Annotated in this window: 13 protein-coding genes and 1 pseudogene; 10 read left to right on the forward strand and 4 right to left on the reverse strand. The window is 69.6% G+C overall.

The features are described from left to right. Positions 1-100, forward strand: a pseudogene (locus HB662_RS29490) (IS5/IS1182 family transposase); the annotation flags it as partial. 12 nt (positions 101-112) lie between these two features. Here HB662_RS29490 and HB662_RS26160 read toward each other — a convergent pair. Further along, positions 113-1363 carry a CaiB/BaiF CoA transferase family protein gene (locus HB662_RS26160; protein ID WP_168054537.1) on the reverse strand — a complete coding sequence of 417 codons (1251 nt, stop codon included), beginning with the start codon at positions 1361-1363 and terminating at the stop codon, positions 113-115. A gap of 176 nt (positions 1364-1539) precedes the next feature. On the opposite strand from HB662_RS26160, the gene HB662_RS26165 reads away from it, so the two are divergent. Further along, positions 1540-2478, forward strand: a complete 939-nt coding sequence (locus HB662_RS26165; RefSeq protein ID WP_168054539.1) for a LysR substrate-binding domain-containing protein — start codon at positions 1540-1542, stop codon at positions 2476-2478. A 142-nt stretch (positions 2479-2620) separates the two neighbouring features. On the opposite strand, the gene HB662_RS26170 is transcribed toward HB662_RS26165, so the two are convergent. Then, entirely contained in the window at positions 2621-3598 is a 978-nt protein-coding gene (locus HB662_RS26170) for a Bug family tripartite tricarboxylate transporter substrate binding protein (RefSeq protein ID WP_168054541.1), read from the reverse strand. Between the two features lie 109 nt (positions 3599-3707). Here HB662_RS26170 and HB662_RS26175 point away from each other — a divergent pair, with 109 nt between their 5' ends. The 7 genes from HB662_RS26175 to HB662_RS26205 all read left to right on the forward strand — a co-directional run bounded on the left by HB662_RS26175 (position 3708) and on the right by HB662_RS26205 (position 12046). Further along, the gene (locus tag HB662_RS26175; protein ID WP_168054543.1) at positions 3708-4514 is read left to right on the forward strand and encodes an alpha/beta fold hydrolase; all 807 of its coding nucleotides are present in this window, start codon (positions 3708-3710) and stop codon (positions 4512-4514) included. 355 nt (positions 4515-4869) lie between these two features. Continuing rightward, complete coding sequence (locus tag HB662_RS26180) at positions 4870-5976, forward strand: Bug family tripartite tricarboxylate transporter substrate binding protein (RefSeq protein WP_168054545.1); 1107 nt, start codon at positions 4870-4872, stop codon at positions 5974-5976. A 115-nt stretch (positions 5977-6091) separates the two neighbouring features. After that, positions 6092-8062, forward strand: coding sequence for a tripartite tricarboxylate transporter permease (locus HB662_RS26185; RefSeq protein ID WP_168054547.1), 1971 nt, complete (start codon positions 6092-6094; stop codon positions 8060-8062). A 19-nt stretch (positions 8063-8081) separates the two neighbouring features. Next, a complete protein-coding gene (locus HB662_RS26190) occupies positions 8082-9182 on the forward strand; it encodes a 4-oxalomesaconate tautomerase (RefSeq protein ID WP_168054549.1) in 1101 nt (366 codons plus the stop codon). Further along, positions 9179-10219, forward strand: coding sequence for an Ldh family oxidoreductase (locus tag HB662_RS26195; RefSeq protein ID WP_342449590.1), 1041 nt, complete (start codon positions 9179-9181; stop codon positions 10217-10219). The genes HB662_RS26190 and HB662_RS26195 overlap by 4 nt, the downstream gene beginning before the upstream one ends. 28 nt (positions 10220-10247) lie before the next feature. Next, a complete protein-coding gene (locus HB662_RS26200; RefSeq protein WP_168054551.1) occupies positions 10248-11228 on the forward strand; it encodes a Bug family tripartite tricarboxylate transporter substrate binding protein in 981 nt (326 codons plus the stop codon). Then, complete coding sequence (locus HB662_RS26205; protein WP_168054553.1) at positions 11228-12046, forward strand: NAD-dependent epimerase/dehydratase family protein; 819 nt, start codon at positions 11228-11230, stop codon at positions 12044-12046. Before HB662_RS26200 ends, HB662_RS26205 begins: the two co-directional genes overlap by 1 nt. Here the strand turns inward: HB662_RS26205 and HB662_RS26210 are convergent. Together HB662_RS26210 and HB662_RS26215 are read right to left on the reverse strand one after the other, a co-directional pair. After that, a complete protein-coding gene (locus tag HB662_RS26210) occupies positions 12039-12782 on the reverse strand; it encodes an MBL fold metallo-hydrolase (RefSeq protein WP_168054554.1) in 744 nt (247 codons plus the stop codon). The genes HB662_RS26205 and HB662_RS26210 overlap by 8 nt on opposite strands. Then, on the reverse strand, positions 12782-13825 hold the full coding sequence (locus HB662_RS26215; protein ID WP_168054556.1) for an Ldh family oxidoreductase: 1044 nt from the start codon (positions 13823-13825) through the stop codon (positions 12782-12784). Before HB662_RS26215 ends, HB662_RS26210 begins: the two co-directional genes overlap by 1 nt. Positions 13826-14120: 295 nt before the next feature. On the opposite strand from HB662_RS26215, the gene HB662_RS26220 reads away from it, so the two are divergent. Beyond that, a complete protein-coding gene (locus tag HB662_RS26220) occupies positions 14121-18194 on the forward strand; it encodes a PAS domain S-box protein (RefSeq protein WP_168054558.1) in 4074 nt (1357 codons plus the stop codon). Positions 18195-18356 lie beyond the last annotated feature (162 nt).

Consider the following 18356-nt stretch of genomic DNA (forward strand, 5'->3'; position numbering starts at 1 on the left):
TGTCGCCACCCGCTTCGACAAGCTCGCCCGGAACTACCTCGCCGCGCTCCACCTCGCCGCCGCACGCCTCTGGGCGCGCAGTTACGAGTCCACGACCTAGCCCCCCTTGGAACTACGCTCCGTGCTGCACTACCCCGGCCGCCCTCAGCCGGGCCAGCTCCTCCACCCCCAGCAACGGCCCGAGCAGCGCGTCATTGTCCGCGCCCAGCTTCGGCGCGGGGTTGCGGAGGATGCCGGGGGTCACGGACAGGCGCGGCACCTCGCCATGCATGGGCAGCCAGCCATCCGGCATGTCGTCGTCCGGCACCTCGATCAGCGCCTCCCGCTCCGCGATGTAGGCATCCTGGTCCAGCTCCGAGACATCCATGATCGGGCCGATGGTCACGCCATCCCGGTCGAACTGCGCCAATGCATCGGCACGGTCCATTCCGGCGATCGCGTCGCGGATCACCCCGTCGATCACCTCGATATTTGCCAGCCGGTCCGGGTTGGTGCGGAAGCGCGGGTCATCCACCAGTTCCGGCCGGCCGATGCTGTGCATCAGCCGCACGAACACCGCCTGGGTGCTGGTGGACAGGCTGAGCCAGCCGCCATCCCGGGTTCGATAGGCGTTGCGCGGCGCGGTATTGGTGCTGCGGCTGCCGGTGCGCGGCTTCACCTGGCCGCTGATCCGCCAATTCGCCATCTGCGGCTCCAGCACCGCGAAGATCGGCTCGAACAGCGACAGATCCACCACCTGGCCCTGGCCTGTCGCCTTCGCATGCCACAGCGCGATCATGGCGGCGGATGCGCCGTACAGCCCGGCATAGGCATCCGCCATGAACATCGGCGGCAGCACCGGTTCCCGGTCCGCGAAGCCGTTCAGCGCGGCGAAGCCGGCATAGCCCTCCACCAGCGTGCCGAAGCCGGGCTTGTGGCGATACGGCCCGGTCTGGCCCCAGCCGGAGACCCGGACGATGACCAGCGCCGGGTTGATGGCCAGCAATTCCTCCGGCCCCAGCCCCATCTCCTCCAGCACGCCGGGACGGAAGCTTTCGACGAACATCGCGGCATCGGCGGCGAGCCGCTTCACCACGGCCACCGCCTCCGCCTTCCGCAGATCGAGGCAGATGCTGCGCTTGTTGCGGCAGCAGGTCTTCCAGGCGGTCTCGATGCCGCCGACCTTCCAGGCACGCAGGCTGTCGCCGGCCGGCGGTTCCACCTTCACCACTTCGGCCCCGTGGTCGGCGAGCACCTTGGTCAGCATGTTGCCGGCGACGAGGCGGGACAGGTCCACCACCCGCACCCCCTGCAGCGCGCCCCTGGCCGCCGGGTCGAATGAACGCCGCCGCTTCGGCTGTCGCGGCTTTCCCTGCTGTTCCAAATTGCGGCCCTCCCCTGGATCGCAGGCGTAGGACCCCGGCTCGGCGGAGGTCAATCCAGGGTGCCCGGGTCAGGTGCGCCGGCTGGTACTGCGGCCAGCTGCGCCGGGTGGCAGCGCTGGACCATTTACGCCCAGATGCGTATCAGTTGCATTATGCGTTTCCGGACCTCGCCCTCATGACGCTCGCCGGCCTGTCGCTGCGTGACCTGGAATACCTGCTGGCGGTGGCGGAGCATCTGAGCTTCGGCCGCGCCGCGCAGGCCTGCGCCGTCAGCCAACCGACCCTTTCCGCGCAGATCCGCAAGATCGAGGAGTTGCTGCAGGTCGAGTGCTTCGAGCGCGCGCCGCGCGGCGTGCTGGTCACCCCCCGCGGCGCCGAGCTGGTGGCGCAGGCTCGCCTGGTGGTGGCCGAGGCGCGGCGGATGTTCGAGATCGCGGCTGCCGGCGCCGCGCCGCTGGAGGGCACCTTCCGCCTCGGCGTGATCTCCACCCTCGGCCCCTATCTGGTGCCCTTCCTCCTGAAGCCGCTGCGCGCGCGCTTCCCGCATCTGCGCCTGCTGCTGTCCGAGGGGCTGACGCGGCACCTGGCGCGGCAGGTTGAAGATGGCGAGCTGGATGCGGTTCTTGCTGCCTCCCCCCTGCCCGGCCCGGAACTGACCGAGCTGAAGCTGTTCCGCGAGGAATTCGTGCTGGTGGTGCCGCGCGACCATCCGCTGGCCCGGGTCGAGCAGGTGGTGCGGGATGACATCCCGACGTCGGAGCTGATCCTGCTGAGCGAAGGCCACTGCCTGCGCGACCATGCGCTGGCCTATTGCCCGACGCGGCTGCAGATCGACCGCCCCGAATTGCAGGCGGCGAGCCTGGAGACGCTGCGCCAGATGGTGGCCGCTGGCGTCGGCGTGTCCTTCATGCCGCAGCTTGCCGTCCAGGTCGGCGCGCTGCTGGACGACATGGTGGCGTATCGGCGCATCGGCGATGGCAGCATGGCGCGCGACGTGGCGCTGTTCCACCGCCCCGGCTTCAGCCGCATCCGCGACGTGCGCCTGCTGCGCCAGGCGATCCGGGAAATCCTGGGGGAGCAGAGCGCGGTGAAGGTGGCGGCGGCGCTGGTCTGAGGGCCGCACGGTTGCCGGCAGGGAGGACGCTGTCCTCCTCCGCTTCAAGTCCTCGCGGTCCAGGGGCCCGGTCGAAGCATGCGTCGACCCTGGCAGGGGGTGCAGGGGGACAGCGTCCCCCTGCAGGCCACCCCCGCGCCCGTCAGGCATCGCCGCCGATGCCGGCCCGCCGGATCACCTCCCGCCAGCGCGGGATCTCGGCGGTGAGCTGCGCGGTCAGCGCCGCGGGCCCATCCATGCGGATGACGGCGGCGGCGGGGCTGAGGCGGGCGATCAGGGTCTCGTCCGTCTTCATCGCCGTCAGCTCCGCCACCAGGCGCTGCATCATCGGCTCCGGCATGCCCTTCGGCGCAAACATGGCGAACCAGTTCGGCGCGGCGTAGCCGGGCACCAGCTCCGCGATGGCGGGAATCTCGGGCACCGCAGGCACGCGAGCGGGCATGGTCATGCCGAGCAACCGGGCGCGGCCCTGGCGGTGGTGCGCCAGCACCTCGACGCTGCTGCCGAAGACGAAGTCGATCTCCCCGGTATAGATCGCATTCACCGCCTGGCTGACGCCGCGATAGGGCACATGCACCGTCTCGATGCCCGCCAGCGCCGCGAATTGCGCGCCCGCCAGGTGGTTGGCGGAGCCGACGCCGCCCGATCCGTAGGTCAGCTTGCCGGGATTGGCCTTGGCCTCCGCGATAAGGCTGGCGAGGTCGGCGAAGCGGCTATCCGCGCGCACCATCATGCCGGCCGGCACGTCGCAGACCACGGTCAGCGGCGCCAAGTCGCGCAGCGGGTCGAAGTTCAACTGGCGCTGCATGGTGGGCAGGATGGAGATCGAGGAGGAGATGAACAGCAGCGTCGCCCCATCCGGCGGCGAATTCGCCACCATCTGCGCGCCGAGGCCACCACCGACGCCGGGCCGGTTCTCGATGAAGAAGGTGGCGCCCATGGTGCGGCTCAGCCGGTCCGCGATGATGCGGGCGGGAATGTCCTGCGGCCCGCCGGCGGCGAAGGGAATCACGACCTTCACCTGGCGCACCGGCCAGTCCTGGGCACGGGCGGCGCCGGAGGCGAGCAGCGGTGCGGCAAGCGCGCCACCGGCCAGCATCAGGGCGTTGCGACGATTCATCGGGGTCTCCTCCATCCTCGGCCTGTCTCGGCAGGTCGTTGTCCCACCATTCTGGACTTTCTCGCAGGCGACGTCACCCTGGCACGCGAGGCATGCAAGGGGATACCGGATGCGGCGCGGGAACACGGTGGCGGCGGATGGCACGCGGATCGCGTGGCGCATCTGGGGCGAGGCCGCGGGGCCGCAGGCGCCGGCGGTGGCCTGCGTGCATTCCCTGGCGCTGGATGGCGGGATCTGGGCGGGCGTGGCGGCGGCGCTGGACGGGCGGGCGCGGCTGCTGGCGATCGATTGCCGCGGCCATGGCAACTCCGCCCGCGCGCCAGGCCCCTATGCCACCGCGCAGATGGCCGATGACCTGGCGGCGGTGATGGATGCACTCGGCTGGGGCCGGGCCGTGGTGGCGGGCTGTTCGATGGGCGGCTGCGTCGCACTGGATTTCGCCGCCCGGCACGCGGCGCGCACAGCCGGGCTGGTGGCGATGGACACCACGGCCTGGTACGGGCCGGACGCCCCCGTTCAGTGGCGGCAGCGGGCGGAAACAGGCTTGCGCGACGGCCTGGCGGCGCTGCGCCCGTTCCAGGCCGCGCGCTGGTTCAGCGCCGGCTTCAGCGCCGCCCATCCGGATGTGCTGGTGCATTGGCTGGATGTATTCACCGCGACCGATCCGGATTGCTACGCGGCCGCCTGCCGCATGCTGGGCGACGCCGACCTGCGCCCGCTGCTTGCGCGCATCGCCGCGCCGACCCGGGTGCTGGTAGGCGAGCAGGACGAGGCGACGCCGCCCGCCATGGCGCGCAGCATTGCCGAGGCCATCCCGGGCGCCACGCTGACCATCCTGCCCGGGGCACGCCACATCACCCCGGTGGAGTGCCCGGCGCCGATCGCCGCCGCGATCGCAGGACTGCTGGAGGCCTGAGAAAGCGCGGACCTATATAGCCGCGGGCCTGGCACGTCGGTTGTGCTCCGGCTGTCCAACGAACCGCCTTGAGAAGGCCGGCGCGTGAGGATCCGCAGGGGATCTTGCGCTCCTGGCGGAGGGCGAAAGCCGCCAATGCCGCGGGGGGTGGCGAAGCCCCGCGGAGCCGATCCGTGCGCGGTCCACACAGCCCTCTGAGGCCGCGCAACATCCGGCATGGACGCCGATGCTGAATTGAGACAAAGAGCAAGGTGCGAGCGCAGCGTCCGGGGAGGGCGCGGCGCCTCGGCCGATTCAAGGCACATGCTGATCGACCGCGCGGAGCCAACCCGCGGCCGCCCAAGGGAGAATTCATATGACGCGTCCCAACACCCCCTTCCTGTCCAGCCGACGGGGCCTGCTGCGCGCCGGTGCGGGCCTCGGTGCCGCCGCCGCCCTGCCGGGCCTGGCGCAGGCCCAGGACTTCGCCGGGCGGACGATCGAGTTCGTGATTCCCTTTGCCGAAGCGGGTGGCAGCGATGTCTGGGCCCGCTTCATGGCACCCTTCCTGGCCAAGCACCTGCCGGGCAAGCCCAACGTCATCGTCCGCAACGTGCCGGGCGGCGGCTCCATCACCGGCACCAACACCTTCTACCAGCGCGCACGGCCGGATGGGCTGAGCTTCATCGGCACCTCCGGCTCCACGCAGTTCCCCTACCTGCTCGGCGACCCACGGGTGCGCTACGACTACACGCGGATGATCCCGACCTACGTCTCCCCCACCGGGGGCGTGGTCTACCTGCCGAAGAGCCTGGGCATCGAGAACGTCTCCCAGCTCGCCCGGCTGCGCGACCGGGAACTGGTCTATGGCAGCCAGGGCGCGACCTCGCTCGACCTGGTGCCGATGCTGGCCTTCCGGCTGCTCGGGCTGAATGTGCGCCACGTCTTCGGCATGCGCGGCCGTGGCGAGGGGCGGCTCGGCCTGATGCGCGGCGAGATCACGATCGATTACCAGACCTCGTCGGCCTATATCACGCAGGTGATGCCGATGGTGCAGGCCGGCACCGCGGTGCCGATGTTCTCCTGGGGCGTGCTGGACGGCCAGGGCAATGTGCAGCGCGACCCTTCGTTCCCGGACCTGCCGCATTTCGTCGAGGCGTTCGAGATGGTGAACGGCAGCAAGCCGTCCGGCGTCGAATACGACGCCTACCTCGCCTTCTTCGCCTCCGGCTTCGCCGGGCAGAAGCCGGCGATGCTGCCGCACGGCACGCCGGACAACATCGTCGCCGCCTACCGCAAGGCCTTCTCCGATGCGGTGGCGGACCCGGAGCTGCAGGCGCGCAAGGGCGACGTGCTGGGCGAATACAAGCAGGCCGTGGGCGATGACGTGCAGGCGGTGTACCGCGTCGCCACCACCATCAAGCCCGAGGCCCGCGAATGGGTGCGGAACTTCCTGGCGACAAATCACAACGTCCGCTTCTGATCGGTTGGGTGGGCACGGCGCCTGGGGCGCGGGCCGGTCCTGAAGGGCCGGCCCAAAGCCCCGCACGGCAGCCGCCGCCCGCCCGCCATCCCGCGCCGCGAAGGCTGCCCATGCCATGATCGACCTTTTCTTCGCGACGCTCGGCAACCTGCTGACGTTGCAGCATATGGGATACATGCTTGCGGGGGTCAGCCTTGGCCTCGTGATCGGCGTGCTGCCCGGGGTGGGCGGCATCGCCGGCCTGTCGCTGCTGTTGCCCTTCCTTTACGGCATGAACGAGACCTCGGCGCTCGCCATGCTGATCGGCCTGCTGGCGATCGTGCCGACGGCGGATACCTTCACCTCCATCCTGATGGGCATCCCCGGCTCCTCCGCCTCCCAGGCCACGGTGCTGGACGGGTTTCCGCTGGCCCGGCAGGGTCAGGCGGCACGCGCGCTGTCAGCGGCCTTCGCGGCCTCCATGATCGGTGGATTGTTCGGCGCGCTGTTGCTGACCTTCGCGGTGCTGGTGGCCAGCCCGATCATCCTGGCCTTCGGCACGGCGGAGCTGTTCATGCTGACGCTGTTCGGGCTTTCGATGGTGGGCGTGCTGTCCGGCGCCAACATGGTGAAGGGCATCGCCTCCGCCTGCCTCGGCCTCGGCTTCGGCCTGGTCGGCGCCGCGCCGGCCACCAGCGAGTACCGCATGGATTTCGGCCTGCTGTATCTCAGCGACGGCATTCCGCTGGTCACCGTGGCACTCGGCATCTTCGCGCTGCCGGAGATCCTGGACCTGCTGCGCGGCGGCGGTGCCATCGCGCAGGGCGCGCCGCTCGGCCGCGGCTGGTACCGCGGCGTGCGCGACACGATGGCCAATATCTGGCTGACGCTGCGCTGTTCCGGCATCGGCGCGCTGGTCGGCGCCATCCCGGGCATCGGCGGCAGCGTGGTGGACTGGGTCGCCTATGGCCACGTGGTGCAGACATCGAAGGACAAGTCGCAATTCGGCAAGGGCGACATCCGCGGTGTGATCGCGCCGGAATCGGCCAACAACGCCACCTCGGCCGGGGCGCTGCTGCCGACGCTGCTGTTCGGCATCCCGGGCTCAGGGTCCATGGCGATCTTCCTGGCCGCCATGATCCTGCTCGGCATCCAGCCGGGGCCGAGCATGGCGGCCGAGAATCTCGGCGTCACCTACACCATCATCTGGTCGCTCGCGATCGCCAACGTCATCGGCACGGCGATGTGCATCCTGCTGGCGCCGGGCATCGCGAAGCTGACGGCGGTGCGCTACGCGCTGATCGCGCCCTTCATGATCATGGTGATCTGCTTCGCCGCCTTCCAGGCGACGCGCAGCTTCGCGGATCTGATGGCGCTGCTGGCCATGGGCATCCTCGGCATCTTCCTGCGCCGCTTCGGCTGGTCCCGCCCCGCCTTCCTGATCGGCTTCGTGCTGGCGCTGGGCGGCGAGCGCTATCTGTACCAGGCGGTGCAGTTCTATGGCTGGGGCTTCGTGACGCGGCCGCTGGTGCTGGTGATCGCGGCCATCATCGTGATCTCGATCTGGGCCGGGCTGCGCGGGACGAAGGGTGGCAGCAGCATCCACACCGAAGGCTCGGCAGAGTTCTCCGTCGCGCGCAACATGACGCCGCAGATCATCTTCTCCGGCGTCGTGCTGGCGGGCTTCGGCTTCGCCATCCAGCAGGGCCTCGGCGTGTCCTTCCTGGCGCAGATCTTCCCGATCGCGGTGGGCGTGGTCGGCGGCGCGGCGACGCTACTGCTGCTGGTGCAGCAGGCGCGCGGCCCGGCCGCCGCCGGCTCCGCCAATTTCGACGGCGAGGCGCAGGCCGGCGATGGCGGGCCCTGGCGCTTCCTGCTGTGGTTCATCGGCTTCATGGTCTCGGTCGGGCTGGTCGGCTTCTTCGCGGCGCTTGTCGGCTTCTTCATGGTGTTCCTGCGCGTCATCGCGCGATCCTCCTGGGTTCAGGCGGTCGCGCTGACGGCGGGTGCGGGCGGGCTGATGCTGGTGCTGGCGAATGCGCTGAACCTGGTCTTCCCCGGGGGGCTGCTGCAGGAGTATCTGGACCTGCCCTGGCCGTTCCGCTGACGCCTGCAAGGACCACCCGATGACCCTCCAGACCGCCATCCCCTGCACCTTCATGCGCGGCGGCACCAGCCGCGGCCCCTATTTCCACCGCGGCGACCTGCCGGAGAGCCGGGAGGATGCGGGCCGCGTCCTGCTGGCGGTGATGGGGTCCCCGGATGCGCGGCAGATCAACGGCCTCGGTGGCGCCACCACGCTGACCAGCAAGACCGTCATGGTCAGCAAGGCGGCGCCGGGGGAGAAGCAGCAGGTGGACTACCTGTTCGCGCAGGTCTCGGTGGACAAGGACTTCGTCGATTGGGGGCCGACCTGCGGCAACATGCTGGCCGGCATCGGCCCCTTCGCCATCGAGGAAGGCCTGGTGCCGGCGCAGGACGGGGAAACCAAGGTGCTGATCCGCGCCGTCAACACCGGCGCGCTGATCGAGGCGGTGGTGCAGACCCCGGGCGGCCGCGTGACCTATGATGGCGATGCATCCATCGCCGGCGTGCCGGGCACCGCCGCGCCCATCGTGCTGAACTTCGCCGATGCGGTGGGCGGCGCCACCGGCAAGCTGATGCCGACGGGCAATGCGCTCGATCATATCGAGGGCGTGGACGTCACCTGCCTCGACGTCGCCATGCCGGTGGTGATCGCGCGGGCGAAGGACCTCGGCAAGACGGCACGCGAATCCGCCAAGGAACTCGATGCCGACAAGGACTTCATGGCGCGGATCGAGCGCATCCGCCGTGCCGCCGGCCTCGCCATGGGCATGGGCGACGTGGCCGGCAAGGTGATGCCGAAATTCGCCATGGTCGGCGAACCGGCGGGCGGCGCGGGCGTCGCCGCGCGCTACTTCACGCCGCTCGCAACCCATGAAGCCATGGCCGTCACCGGCGGCATCTGCATCGCCAGCGCCTGCAAGCTGCCCGGCACCGTCGCCGCCGGCATCGCCGTGGTGAACGACGAGGCGCGGGAGATGATCACGCTGGAACACCCGACGGGCGTGATGGAGGCGGTGATCACCACCGGCACGGCGGAAGACGGCAGCGCCACCATCCTCGGCGGCGGCACGCTGCGCACGGCGCGCCGCATCATGAAGGGCGAGGTGTACATCCCCGCCAAGGTGTGGGCCGGCAAGTGAAGGGGGAAACCATCGCCGAGGCGGCGCTTCTCGACCTCACCATCCGTGCCCTGACCCATGGCGGCATGCGGCCGGAGGAAGCGGCACAGGCGGCGCGTGTGCTGGTGCTGGCGGAACTCGCCGGGCTGACCACGCATGGCATCAGCCGCGTCGGCCAGTACCTCAACCGGGTGAAGGTCGGCGGCATCGATGCGCAGGCCGAGTTGCAGGTGATGCGGGTGATGCCGGCGCTGGCCATGGTGGATGGCCGCAACGGCATCGGCCCGCTGGTCGGCATGCGCGGCCTGGCGGAGGCGATGGTCGGAGCGCGGGATTGCGGCATCGGCGTCGCCTTCGCGCGTGGCAGCAACCATTTCGGACCGATCCTGCCCTATGCGCTGATCGCGGCGGAGCAGGGCTTCGTCACGCTCATCGCCTCCAACGCCACAACCACCATCGCGCCCTCGGGCGGCAAGGATACGCGGCTCGGCAACAACCCGATCGGCATCGGCGTGCCGAACCCGGGCGGTGACCCGGTGATCCTGGACATGGCGCTTTCGGTCGCCGCGCGCGCCAAGATCCGCGACCTGGCCGCCAGCGGCGCACCGCTGCCCGAGGGCTGGGCGACGGATGCGGAAGGGCGGCCGACGACGGATGCGAAGGCGGCGCTGGCCGGCTTCCTGCTGCCGGTCGGCGGCCACAAGGGCTACGGGCTGGCGGTGATGGTGGACCTGCTGGCCGGGCTGCTCTCGGGCGCCGCCTACCTCACCCATGTGCAGGCCTGGGACAAGAACCCGGAGGTGGCGCAGAATCTCGGCCATGTCTTCATCGCCATCGATGCGACGAAGCTGGCCAGCACGGAGTCCTTCGCCGCGCGGATGGCCGATTTCATCGGCATCCTGCACGCCACGCCCGCCGCCGACCCGGCAAAGCCGGTGATGGTGCCGGGGGAGCGTGAACTGGCGACGCTGAAGCGCCAGCGGACGGAGGGTGCCCGAGTGAAGGAAGCGGATCTCCGCATCCTGCGGGAACTGGCGGGCGGCGCGGTCCAGGGTTAGGCTTCTTCCCAAATGGGAGGAAACATTCATGTTCACACGACGCAATCTGCTGGCCGGCGCGGGGCTTTCCGCGCTGGCATCCCCGGCCCTGGCCCAGGCCGCCTACCCCGACCGGCCAATCCGCATGCTGGTGCCCTATGCCGCGGGCGGCGGGCAGGACATCTCCGCCCGGCTGCTGGCGGAGCCGATCCGCGCGGCGCTCGGCCAGCCGGTCGTGGTGGAGAACCGCGCCGGCGCCAGCGGCATGATCGCCGCCCAGGCCTTGGCCCAGGCGGCGCCGGATGGCTACACGCTGATGCTGGGCGGCGCCGGGGAGACGGCGGTGAACCAGCACCTGTTCCGGGCCCGCATGGCCTATGACCCGATCCGCGACCTGCGCCCCGTGATGGTGGTGGTGAAGGTGCCGAATGTGGTGATGGTGAACCCGCAGGCGCCCTTCTCCACCGTCGCGGGGCTGGTGGAATACGCCGAGGCCAATCCGGGCAAGCTGTCCTATTCCTCCTCCGGCATCGGCAATCCGCAGCATCTGGCGGGCGCGCTGCTGGACCACATGGCGGGCATCCAGACACTGCATGTGCCCTATCGTGGTTCCGGCGCCGCGGTCATCGACATCGCCTCGGGCCAGGTGCAGTTCGGCTACAACAGCCTGGCCTCCGGCCTGGCGCTGATCCGCGACGGGCGCATCAAGGCGATGGCGGTGACCAGCAAGGAACGCATGCCGCAATTGCCGGATGCTGCCTCCGTCTCCGAATACGCGCCGCTCGCCGATTATGAGCTGGTGAACTACTTCGGCGTCTTCGCCCCCGCCGCGACGCCGGAGCCGATCATGGAAAGGCTGCACCGGGTGGTCTCCGCCGCCGTGCAGGCGCCGGCGCTGCGCGCGCGATTTGAGGAACAGGGCCTGCTGGTGCAGTCCATGTCGCTCGCCCAGTCGCGCGACTTCGTCCGCAACGAATCCCAGAAATTCGGGCGCATCGTCGAGCAGGCCAATATCTCGGTGGATGGCTGATGCCGCGCTGGCAACGCCTGCTGGTGACGGGCGCGGCCGGCGAGATCGGCCGCTGCATCCGCCCTGCCCTGCACGGCGCCGCGCAGCAGCTGCGCCTGCACGACATCCGCCCGATCGTGGCGGAAGATGCCGAGGTGTTTCGGGGCGACCTGGCGGAGCCGGGCGAGGCGCTGCGCGCGACGGAGGGGGTGGATTGCCTGATCCACCTGGCCGGCATCCCGCGCGAGACGGGCGGCACGGTCGAACAGATCCTGCGCGCCAATGTGCTGGCCTGCCATGCGATGTATGAGGCGGCGCGGCAGAACGGCGTGAAGCGCTTCATCTTCGCCAGCTCAAACCACACCATCGGCTTCCACCCCGCCGACACCCTGGTCGGCACCACCGAACCGCCGCGCCCAAGCGGCCAGTATGGCGCGAGCAAGGTGTGGGGCGAGACGCTCGGCCGCCTCTATGCCGACAAGCACGGCATCGAGGTGGCCTGCCTGCGCATCGGCGCCTTCCGCGAGACGCCCGGCAATGCGCGGGAGCTCGGCGGCTGGATCAGCCATGGCGACATGGCGAGACTGGCGCGCGCGGCGGTGGAGGCGGAGGCCTTCCACTTCCTGGTCGTCTGGGGCGTCTCCGCCAATACGCGCGCGCTATGGGGCAATGATTCTGAAGCACGCGCCGCGCTGCGCTGGCAGCCGCGGGATAATGCTGAAACCTATGCCGCCGCGATCGAGGCCAACCGACCCGAGCCGGGCAGCGTCGCCGCGCGCTTCCATGGTGGCGTCGTCAGCGGGCTCGGCTTCACTGGCGACACCGACCGCATCAGGTAAGGTCGAAGCGGGTCGCATCCTCCAGGCTGTCGCCGAACCAGGCCTCGATGGTCATCACGCGCGGCGCCAGCGGCTCAGGCATCCCCTGCGCATCCAGGCGCAGCGGCACGTCATGGCCGGGCAGCAGCACGGTGCCCGGCTGTTCCCGCCACACCGCGTTCAGCCGCGCGATCGCCGCCTTGTGCTGCGCCGCATCCAGCGTGATGTCGGCGCGCCCGGTGGCCAGCTCCGCCCGATTCTTCGCGACGTCGGAGGAGAAGATGGTGCGCGGCGCACCCTCCAGCACGAAGACCATGTGATGCGGCGAATGTCCCGGCGCGTCGAAGCAGGAAATCCCCGGCAGGCCGGTCGAACCCTCCACCAGCCGGCGATGCCGCGGCGATTGCGCCAGGGCGCGCACGCAGAATTCCGGCACCAGCGGCGCGCCATCGGGCAGGCCCGCGGCCCAGTCCAGCTCCGCGCCCGGCACATGGATCAGCGCATTGGGGAACAGCGACCAGTTCTCGCAATGGTCGTAGTGCAGATGGGTGATCAGCACATCGGTGACATCGGTCGGCGCCACGCCGCTGGCCGCCAGCTTCTCCACCAGCAGGCGCCGCGCGCCGCTGCGCCCGGTATCCAGCACCGCGATGCGCCCCTCCGGCCCGCGCGCCAGCGCCACGGTGGACCAGCCCAGCCCGCCCTGCTGCTTCGACTTACCGGGATAGCCCTGGATCAGCGTTTCCACCTGCCACATCACGCGAGTTCCTCCGCCGTCACGCCCCAATCGGCGGCGGCCTTGCGCAGGTCCAGCACCGTCTGCTCCGGCAGATCGAGGCCCTCCGCCGCGTGGCGCGCCTCGTTCACCGCCTCGAACTCGCCCGGGTAGAGGATTTGCTCGAAGCCGGGCGCCAGCGGCGTCGCCTTCAGCTCCGCGATCATCGCCTCGATGCGCGCCTCGAAAACTGCCAGCGGGCCGAAGGCGGCGATGTTCAGGGCCATGACGAAATGGCCGCTGCGGCTGCGTTTGCTTGCCTGGTAGGGGCCGTTCACCTCGGTCAGCATGCCGCTGCCGGACAGCGCGCCGGCCAGCACGTCCATCATGGCGGAGATCGCGTAGCCCTTGTGCTCCGCCATCGGCTGGATCACGTCGGCCAGCGCCGCCACCGGGTCCGTCGTGCGCGCGCCGGTTTCATCCAGCGCCCAGCTATCGGGGATCGGCTGGCCCTTCTGGCGGGCGAGGAAGATCTTGCCGCGCGCCACGCTGGTATTGGCGATGTCCAGCATCATCGGTGCGTGGCGTCCGGCCGGCGCGCAGATCGACCAGGGATTGTTGCCCACCACCTTCACCCGCCCGCCCCAGGGCGCCATGGCCGGGCTGCCATTCGCCACCAGCATGCCGATGCAGCCCTCCGCCGCCGCCATGCGCGTGAAGTAGCCGAGCGCACCATGATGGTTGCTCTCCCGCACCGAGACGATACCGACGCCATGCGCCTTCGCCGCGCGGATCGCGTGCCGCATCGCCTGCTGCGCGATCACCTGGCCGACGCCGTCATGGCCATGCAGAACGGCGATGGCGCCCGCATCCACCAGCCATTCGGCCTGCGTCACCGCCTGCATCATGCCGGCGCGCACGCGGTCCAGGTACCAGGGCGCGCGCATCACACCATGGGAGGAGTGGCCCCAGAGATCCGCCTGCACCAGGCTGTGCGCGACCAGCGCCGCATCCGCCGGCGGCAGCCCCGCCGCTGTATACATCCGGCCCACCACATCGCGCAGCCGCGCAGGCTCGATCCTCATGCCGATGCTGTTCCCTTCCCCGATGATGCCAGCATTGCCCGCGCCACGACGGCGCGCCAGATGCGGCCCGCCAACACCCACAAGATGCAGTCGAATCAGCTGTAGATACAGATCGCACGCCACCACGCGGAAATGGGGCTGCCGCTGACATTGCCCTACAAAATCCAACTGGCCGCCAAGCCAGGAAACGATTGACCTGCGGGGATGGCAGGATATCGTCTGTCGCTACTCGGGCGGCCCGAAACCTGCGACATTCTTGTATGACACGGGCGCCTGAGCTCCGGAGATCACCATTTTGCCGCGCCCGCCCACCGAACCGGCGATGTCGGAGCATGAGGTCGAGCGCCTTGCTGCGCTGAACCGCTATGCGGTGCTGGATATGCAGCCGGATTCGACCTTCGACCACATCGTGCGCTTGGCCGCGCAGTTGTTCGACGTGCCGATTGCGCTCGTGTCCTTCATCGATGCGGACCGCCAGTGGTTCAAGGCGAAGCTTGGCATTTCGCTGGATGAGGCGCCGCGCGCCATCGCCTTCTGCAACACGACGATCCATGGCGCGGGAATCCACCAGGTTCCGGATGCGACGCAGGACCCGCGCCACGCCGACAATCCGCTGGTGCTCTCGGAGAAGGGCATACGGTTCTATGCCGGCGTCCCGCTGCTGACGCCGGAGGGCCAGCCGCTCGGCACGCTCTGCGTCATGGATACGGTGCCGCGCCCGCCGCTGGACGCGGCCCAGACCCGGGCGCTGCAGGATCTGGCCGCGGCGGTGATGGCGCAGCTGGAACTGCGGCGGGAGATCCTGGCGCGCGACCGGGAGATGGCGCGCGCCGCGCTGCGCGAGAGGCTGCTGCGAAGCGTGGCGGAGACGCCGACCTTCCAGGCCGCGATCGACGCGGCGATGACGGCGCTGCGCGAAGACACGGACAGCCTGCTGTGCCTGTTCTTCCGGCTGGCACCGGACGGCCACCACCTGCAGCTCGTCGCCGCGCAGGGCAGCGGCGCGCTGGCGGATCCGGCGCATCTCGCCCGGCTGCGCGCGCTGGCGCTGACCATCGACAACACCGCCGCCGGCCGGGCGATCCGCGAGGACCGGCAGATTCTGGTTGCGGATTTGACGCCTGCCTTGATGCAGCAACTGCCGGGGGCGGCGATGTCCGCGGCCCGCGGCATGACGGCGATGATCCTCACGCCTACCTCCGTCGGTGAGGAACGCTACTGCTGCGCGCTCGGCTACGGCCCGGGGCGCACCGACCTGCCGGCGATGGCGGAGCGGCTGCAGGAGGCGGCCGGCACGCTGCGCCCGCTGCTGCGCCGGCTGCGCGACGCGGAGGAGACGGAGCTGTTCCGCCGCGTGGTGGATGCCAGCAGCGAGCCTGTCGTGATCAGCGACATCATGCCCGGCGGCGCGCCGGGGCTTCGCATCCGCTACGTCAACGACGCCTTCCTGCACCAGACCGGCTACAGCGCGGCGGAGGTAACGGGCCATTCGCCCAGCATGCTGACGCATGCCGATGCGGCGCCGGAGGCACGCCAGGAGATCCGCGCCGCCCTGTCCGAAGGCCGGCCGATCCGGCAGGAGATTCTCAACCGCCGTAGCGACGGCTCGCCCTATTGGGTCGAGCTCAACATCTCGCCTGTCGTGGACGACACTGGCTGGCGGACGCACTGGATGTCGATCCAGCGCGACATCTCCGCCCAGCGCGCGGAGACGGAGGCGCTGACCGAAAGCGAAGCGGCATTCCGCGACCTGTTCCACCAGCACCCGGCGCCGATGTGGGTGTTCGACAAGGACACGCTTGCCTTCCTGGAGGTGAACGACGCAGCCGTCGCGGCCTATGGCTGGTCGCGAGAGCAGTTCCTCCGCATGTCCGTGCTCGATGTCCGGCCGGAGGAAGAGCGTGAGCTGGTGGACAGTCTGGCGCGGCAAGACTTCACGGGACGGCGCGTCAGCGGCCCCTGGCCGCACCGCACCGCCAGCGGCAGGATCCGACAGGTCCAGATCCTGGCGCGCATGATCACGTTCCACGGGCGCGAGGCGCGGCTTGTCGTGGTCTGGGACCTGACCGAAAGGCTGCGCGCGGAAGCCGAGGCGCGTGATCTGGCGGCGGAGCTGGACGCGACTTTCGAGAGCATCAGCGATGGTCTCTTCACGCTGGATCGCGAATGGCGATTCACGCATGTCAACGCCCATGCCGAGGGTCTGCTGCGGCGCAACGCCGCTACGCTGATCGGCCAGGTGATCTGGGACTCCTTCCCCGAGGCGGCAGGCACTGAAGCGGAGCGACAACTCCGCCTGGTGACGCAGGAGCGGCGGACGCGGCGGTTCGAGTATTTCTTCGTCACGCTCGGCGCCTGGTTCGACGTCACCGTCTATCCGGCGCGGCGGGGGCTGACCGTCTATTTCCGCGACATCACCGCCCAGCACCAGCGCGAGGAACGCCTGCGGCTGCTGGAGGTGGCGGCAAACAAGCTGAACGACATCATCATGATCGCGGAAGCCGGGCCGGCCGGGCCGGGTGGTCCGCGCACCCTGTTCATCAACGATGCGCTGGAGCGCCTCACCGGATTCCGTGCCGAGGAAATCACCACCCTGACGCCGCGCATGCTGCAGGGCCCAAGGACCGATGCCGCGGAGCTGGCACGCATCCAGGCCGCCTTGACGGCGCACCAGCCGATCCGCGCGGAGCTGCTGAGATATCGCAAGGATGGGCAGGAGCTGTGGTTCGAGCTGGACATCGTGCCGGTCGCCGATGACCGCGGGGTGTTCACGCACTGGGTCTCGGTCGAACGTGACATCACGGAGCGCAAGCACGCACAGATCCAGCTTGAGCAGCAGGCGGCGCTGCTCGACCAGGCGCGGGACGCGATCCTGGTCTGCGGCACCGACCACCGCGTCCTGTACTGGAACCGCAGCGCGGAACGCCTCTATGGCTGGACCGCGAAGGAAGCGGTCGGGCAATCCGTCGTGGACCTGATGTACCACGAGACCCTGGCCTTCCGCGCCGCAACCGCGGCGGTTCTGGCGCAGGGCGAATGGAACGGGCAGATCGAGCAACTCCGCAAGGATGGCTCGCGCCTGATGGTGGAAGGCGCGTGGTCGCTGGTGCGCGACCAGGATGGCGGGCCGCGCGCAATTCTCGCCGTCAACACCGACATCACCGAGCGGTTGGACCTGGAGCAGAAGCTGCGCCAGGCGCAGCGGCTGGAGGCGATCGGCCAGCTCACCGGCGGCGTGGCGCACGACTTCAACAACCTGCTGACCGTGATCCTGGGCAATTCGGAGATGCTCGCCGAAAGCCTCCCGCATGACGAGGATCTTCGCCAGATGGCTGCGATGAACATGGCGGCGGCGGAACGCGGCTCCGCACTCACCAGCCGGCTGCTCGCCTTCTCCCGCCGCCAGGCACTCGATCCCAAGGTCATCGACGTCAGCCGCCTGCTGGGGGATCTGTACCAGATGCTGCAGCGGACGCTGGGCGAGCATATCGAGATCCAGATCGTCAGCGCGCCGGGACTGTGGCAGGCGCTGATCGACCCGCCGCAGCTGGAGAACGCGGTGCTGAACCTGTGCATCAACGCGCGCGACGCGATGGGCGCGGGCGGCAAGCTGGTGATCGAGACGGCCAATGTGCATCTCGATGACGCCTATGCGGAAGCGGAGGGCGAGGTCGCGCCAGGCGCCTATGTGCTGATCGCCGTCTCCGACACCGGCAGCGGCATGACGCCCGAAGTTGCCGCGCGGGCCTTCGAGCCGTTCTTCACGACCAAGGAGGTCGGCCAGGGCAGCGGCCTCGGGCTCAGCATGGTGTTCGGCTTCATGAAGCAGTCGGGTGGGCACGTGAAGATCTATTCCGAGGCCGGCCACGGGACCGCGGTGAAGATGTACCTGCCGCGTGCCGCGATATCCTCGGCACGCAGTCTCCGCACCAGTGAGGGCGGCGTGCTGCAGGGCGGGCCGGAGAAGCTGCTGGTGGTCGAGGATGATCCGCTGGTGCGCGACCATGTCGCGGCGCAGTTGCGGGACCTGGGCTACCGCGTGGTGGTGGCGAGCCACGCGACAGAAGCGATTGAGGCACTGCTCCAGCAGGCGGATTTCGACCTGCTGTTTACGGACGTGGTGATGCCGGGCGGCATGCATGGGCCGGAACTGGCGCAGGAAGCCCGGCGCATTCACCCCGGGCTGCGCGTGCTGTTCACATCCGGCTACACGCAGAATGGTATCGTCCACCATGGCAGGCTCGATCCGGGCGTGCTGCTGCTGAACAAGCCCTACCGGCGGCGGGACCTCGCGGAGAAGATCCGCGAGGCGCTCGATTCCGCCGGCAGCCGGCGCGACAGGCCGTTCTTCGCGTCTTCCGATGAGTGACGACCCGGCCATGCATCAAGGTTGCGGTGGATGACATTGTTTCGCCAAGGTGGATCGGTGTTCAAATTTATGGAGAGCAAATCGCCTGCAGGTTGGACATGTCAGCCTTCGGGCCATACATTTAACGGTGCCGCTTGCTTACGAAACAGGGGGAGCGCCCGT

It is taken from the genome of Falsiroseomonas frigidaquae (assembly GCF_012163145.1).
Taxonomy (GTDB): domain Bacteria; phylum Pseudomonadota; class Alphaproteobacteria; order Acetobacterales; family Acetobacteraceae; genus Falsiroseomonas; species Falsiroseomonas frigidaquae.